6 protein-coding genes are annotated in these 4,848 nt (G+C 32.7%); all 6 read left to right on the top strand.

Annotated elements, in window-relative coordinates; all coding sequences use genetic code 11:
• The first annotated feature begins 179 nt into the window (after positions 1 to 179).
• The 6 genes from OC701_RS02345 (at position 180) to OC701_RS02315 (ending at position 4,428) form a co-directional block, all read left to right on the top strand.
• Positions 180 to 362 (top strand): hypothetical protein, encoded by a 183-nt coding sequence (locus OC701_RS02345; protein ID WP_304514481.1) that lies wholly within the window; start codon positions 180 to 182, stop codon positions 360 to 362.
• Positions 296 to 484 carry a 50S ribosomal protein L32 gene (gene rpmF, locus OC701_RS02340; RefSeq protein WP_304512545.1) on the top strand — a complete coding sequence of 63 codons (189 nt, stop codon included), beginning with the start codon at positions 296 to 298 and terminating at the stop codon, positions 482 to 484. The genes OC701_RS02345 and rpmF overlap by 67 nt, the downstream gene beginning before the upstream one ends.
• A 44-nt stretch (positions 485 to 528) precedes the next feature.
• The gene (alaS, locus tag OC701_RS02335; RefSeq protein ID WP_320415509.1) at positions 529 to 1,734 is read left to right on the top strand and encodes an alanine--tRNA ligase; all 1,206 of its coding nucleotides are present in this window, start codon (positions 529 to 531) and stop codon (positions 1,732 to 1,734) included.
• 1,480 nt (positions 1,735 to 3,214) lie between these two features.
• Positions 3,215 to 3,640: a group II intron reverse transcriptase/maturase gene (locus OC701_RS02325; RefSeq protein ID WP_304514480.1), complete on the top strand. Its 426-nt coding sequence runs from the start codon at positions 3,215 to 3,217 to the stop codon at positions 3,638 to 3,640.
• A gap of 439 nt (positions 3,641 to 4,079) precedes the next feature.
• Complete coding sequence (locus tag OC701_RS02320; RefSeq protein ID WP_304514479.1) at positions 4,080 to 4,223, top strand: hypothetical protein; 144 nt, start codon at positions 4,080 to 4,082, stop codon at positions 4,221 to 4,223.
• Between the two features lie 16 nt (positions 4,224 to 4,239).
• Complete coding sequence (locus OC701_RS02315; RefSeq protein ID WP_304514478.1) at positions 4,240 to 4,428, top strand: hypothetical protein; 189 nt, start codon at positions 4,240 to 4,242, stop codon at positions 4,426 to 4,428.
• The last annotated feature ends 420 nt before the right edge of the window (positions 4,429 to 4,848 follow it).

Raw genomic sequence — 4,848 nt, 5'->3', positions numbered from 1 at the left:
TTAGAAACGCTCATTGGCAAAGGGCGATGAACAAAAAACAATTGTCCTTTGTCAGGTTTGTCACTGTAAAAAGACCAACCAACAATAAGGGATATTAGAAGATTCAAAAAGAGTAAAAGGTCAAGAACAAACATTTAACCAGTGGTGACACGAAGTTAAACCCGGAACAGGGATAAATTATGGAAAGCGGTGTGCTGGGAAACTTGCTCGCACCGTTTGGACGGGGGCTGTTGGTAATAGTTGATAGAAAAACCAATCTTATCAAGGAAACGCCAATAATCTATCCGTATTTAAAATGGCTGTCCCCTTTAGAAGAACTAGTAAAACCGCTAAAAGAAAAAGACGTACTCATTACAAATTAAAATCACCTACTTTAGTATTATGTCCTGATAATAATAAATTTACTTTACCTCATCGTTTAACTAAAAATGGTAGTAGTTTTTATAAAAATAAATTAATTTCGAAAATTTCGAATACAAATTAATAATATTTAAAAATATAAATATTTTTAAATAAAAAAGGTATAATATGATAAAAATTAAAACATCTCAAGAAATTCGGAAGATATGGTTAAATTTTTTTAAATCTAAGCGACATAAAATAGAATCATCAGCATCTTTAATACCTGATAAAGATCCTACTTTGTTATGGATTAATGCTGGTGTAGTTCCTTTAAAAAAGTACTTTAATAATTCTACTATTCCTCATCATAAACGTATAGTTAATATTCAGAAATGTTTAAGAACTAATGATATTGATATGGTAGGAAAAACTTCTCGTCATCATACTTTTTTTGAAATGTTAGGAAATTTTTCTATTGGAGATTATTTTAAAAAAGAAGCTATCGAATTTGCTTTTGAATTTTTAACATCTAATGAATTTTTATCATTAGATATCCATAAATTATATATTACTTACTTTGAAAAAGATTTAGAAACTTATAATTATTGGTTACAAAAAGGTATTAATCCAAATCATTTAATTGCTTTAAAAGAAAATTTTTGGGAAATAGGCGAAGGGCCATGCGGACCTTGTACTGAAATTTTTTTTGATCGTGGACCGACATATGATTCGCGTAATTATGATTTAATTTCTAATAATATTGAAAACAATCGTTTTATTGAAATTTGGAATATTGTTTTTTCTCAATATAATTTAGAAATTAAAGATAATCGTAAAATTTATCATGAATTGCCGAATAAAAATATTGATACTGGAGCAGGTTTAGAACGTCTCGCTTGTATTTTACAAAATAAAAATAATAATTTTGAAACTGATTTATTTTTACCTATTATTAAAAAAATTTCTATCTTAAGTAATATAGCTTATCAGTTAGATGAAAATCAAGAGATTTTTCAAATTATTTCCGACCATATTAGAGCTTTAGTTTTTGGGATTGCCGATGGAGTTATGTTGGCTAATGATGGTAGGGGTTATGTTTTAAAAAAAATTTTAAGAAGAGCTTTTCAAAAAGGCATAAAATTAGGATTTAACAATCCTTTTTTATTTAAATTAGTTCCTACAGTGGTTAATATAATGGAAGATTTTTATCCATATTTAAAATCAAAAATATCAATCATTCAACAAATTATTTTAAATGAAGAAAAGAAGTTTTTATTCACTTTAAGAGAAGGAAAAGATAAATTTTTAGAATTTACTAAAACTTCCAAAAAACTTTTAGCTAAAGATTTTTTTAAACTTTATGATACTTACGGGGGCGCCAAAGAGGCCTAAATTTCGCGCTATCTAACCAATAGCCAGGGCCGATAAACCCTGAAAGGATATGGTCGGTTTATCAGACGAAAGAATGATAGATTATAGCAGACCATAAAAGCGGGTTGCGACGAAAGCAAATTAGTCAAGAAGACACGTCGCCATCGAATAATTCCATGGAGAAGCCTGCAATGGCCTAAGAAGAAAAATAGATGTAATTATCGAACCTGTTCCGGAAGTTGCTTAAACGAACAGTCCAGAGTCTATCAATACAAACCGTAAGTATTGGATAGTTTATCACCTAACAAACCTGGAATCTTACCATTTATTAGAATGGTCACTTCCCCTAAAGAATTAAGGTAGAAATTTAGCGTAACTTGGAGAATCCTAAGACTAAGTAATTCAATTTACAGATCAGGAAATCAAAGCCCTGATAGTTAAGGATAAAGAATCTGCTTAGTAGTCGTAAGAGTAAACCTAGTTTTGGAATAAGCTAGCTAATCGTCTTACCAAGAAGAGAGTTAACCACTCTTATAGGGCGAAAGCAGAAAGTAATTTATTGTTTATTCATGGAGACCGCATAGGCAAGAGACCTATGAAGTATTAGTATCGCAACTTCTTGACCAATCTTTAAAACAATATATATTAAAACAAGAACTCAAATGGGCAATGAACTACTTAATTAATACTTATCTTGCGTTTAATCCGGTTGCTTACCGATAATTGGACAGGAACACCAGGAATAGACGGGAAAATAATTAATGATATGGATTTTAAACAAATTAAAGAAATATCACCAAAAATACGTTCACAACCAATATAACCCGAAAATCGGTTAAAAGAGTTCACATTCCGAAGGGACAGGATAAATCGAGACCACTCGGAATCCCCACCATGCAAGATAGAATTATCCAGAAAGCCTTGGAACAATTATTAACTCCTTACTTCGAGAACATTTCCTCGGAATGGAGCTTTGGATTTAGACCCAAGCAATCAGAATTAGACGCCATTAAGCGAATAAAACAAAGATTCAAGGGTTTGACTACCTGTTTAAAATCGATATTGAAGGTTTTTTAACACCCATTAATCATGATATCTCCATAAAAGGCTCCACAATTACAGCCGCAAGGAGAAAGTACTCAAAACCATTTAAGGATGGCTGAAAGCAAATATCATGGATAAGGATGGCAATACCAATCAATATCAGGTTCTCCGCAAAAGGAAAATCATCTTCTCGCTGCTCGCTAATATCTATTTAGATTATCTGGATAAGAAATTAGGGGGAACTAGTTAAAGCTGGAAAACCACAGTTCAAAATGAACCCCAAATATGTTAGGGCCACGCAATTAAAGCTCTATAAAGCAAGGAATAAAATGAACAGCTGGGTAATCTCAACCCTAACTCTCTCGTCGAATACGTAAGGTATACTGATGATTTTATTATCGGCATTAAAGGGGAAAGGGATAAGACGGAGAGAATAAAGAAACTGGTTATTCAATGGTTGACAGAAGACTTAGGTCTTAAAGTCAGCAGGAGGGATAAAACCCAAATTGTTCCAGTCACCAAAGGATGTAAATTTCTATCTTACCTGGTTAAAATTAATCCTACCAGAAACACCACAACCAAGAAAACCGCTAAGAATTCTCTGAATGACAAGGTTAATATATTAATACCGCGGAAAACTGTTAAGGAATATATTAACAACTATAGTTGGGAAAAAGGGGAAAAAATAGTACATGACCAGACCCTCGTCCATCAGAAACCGTTAGAAATTATTAGGACATATAAAACAATCATCCGAGGAATTATCCAATATTTCTGTATAGCCGGGAACTTAAGTCAACTAATGTACTTAAATTACATCGCCGAATATAGTTGTTTAAAGATACTAGCAAACAAATGGAAAACCTCCATTGCTAGAGTCTGAAGGAAGCTCAACCATCCGCCAGGATGGAGAATAAAATATAACTTACAATCCAAAAAGACAAAAGAAGTGGAGTCATGGGATAGCTTCTCCTGGGAGAGAATTAAAAGGTTGAAAAACTATAAAGGCGAAATTACCGAAATAGTTATCAATCCCAATCTCTTCAAGGGAAGAACTAGATTAACCGACAAATTAACTGCACAGAAATGTGAAGTTTGCCAGTTAGAAAATCAATCTCTTGACATTCACCATGTCGGAACCATTAGAGATGCTAATTGGAGAAGCATAATGAATAAAAAACGACTGTACTTTGTCAGTTTTGTCATCGCAAGAAGACTAACCAACAAATAAGGGATATTAGAAGATTCAAAAAGAGTAAAAGGTCAAGAATAAACATTTAACCAGTGGTGACACGAAGTTAAACCCGGAACAGGGATAAATTATGGAAAGCGGTGTGCTGGGAAACTTGCTCGCACCGTTTGGACGGGGGCTGTTGGTAATATTTGATAGAAAAACCAATCCTATCAATGAAACGCCAATAATCTATCCGTATTTTACCTCTGGAAATAATTCTAGAATATGGTAAAAATTATAAAATTTTAGTGGAAAAACATGAATTTGAAAAAATTTTGGAAAAACAAAAACAAATATCATCTGATCGAGGTAAAAAATTTTTTCAAAATAAAGATGATCAAAATAATGATTATTATAATTTTACTCTTAAAAGTGAATTTATAGGTTATAAATGTGGGCGCCAAAGAGGCCTAAATTTCGCGCTATTTAACCAATAGCCAGGGATGATAAACCCTGAAAGGATATGGTCGGTCAATCAAACGAAAGAATGACGGATTACAGCAGACCATAAAAGCGAGTTGCGACGAAAGCAAATTAGTCAAGAAGATTTCGCCACCGAATAATTCTATGGAGAAGCCTGAGATGGCCTAAGAAGGAAAATTGATGTTAACTAACCAACCTGTTCGGAAGTTGCTTAAACGAACGTTCCAGATCCAACTAATATAAAACATTTGTATTGAGTTGTTTATCAAATAAAGAAACCTGGAATCAACCTCCCCAAAGAAGAGGATACTTCCCCTAAAGAATTAAGGTAGAAATTTAGTGTAACTTGGAGAATCCTAAAACTAAGTAATTAAGTTTACTAATCTGGAAATGTCTGGATGGTCAAGGATAAAGAATCTGTTTAGTAGTCGTAA

Source organism: Candidatus Phytoplasma bonamiae (genome assembly GCF_030586845.1).
In the GTDB taxonomy this organism is placed as follows: domain Bacteria; phylum Bacillota_I; class Bacilli_A; order Acholeplasmatales; family Acholeplasmataceae; genus Phytoplasma; species Phytoplasma bonamiae.
This window is presented reverse-complemented; position numbering and strand designations above follow the sequence as displayed.

What these genes read in the sequence shown, in the direction of transcription:
- OC701_RS02320 (WP_304514479.1), top strand. Translation starts at nt 4,080, where the DNA reads ATGGAAAGCGGTGTGCTGGGAAACTTGCTCGCACCGTTTGGACGGGGG.
- alaS (WP_320415509.1), top strand. Translation starts at nt 529, where the DNA reads ATGATAAAAATTAAAACATCTCAAGAAATTCGGAAGATATGGTTAAAT.
- rpmF (WP_304512545.1), top strand. Translation starts at nt 296, where the DNA reads ATGGCTGTCCCCTTTAGAAGAACTAGTAAAACCGCTAAAAGAAAAAGA.
- OC701_RS02345 (WP_304514481.1), top strand. Translation starts at nt 180, where the DNA reads ATGGAAAGCGGTGTGCTGGGAAACTTGCTCGCACCGTTTGGACGGGGG.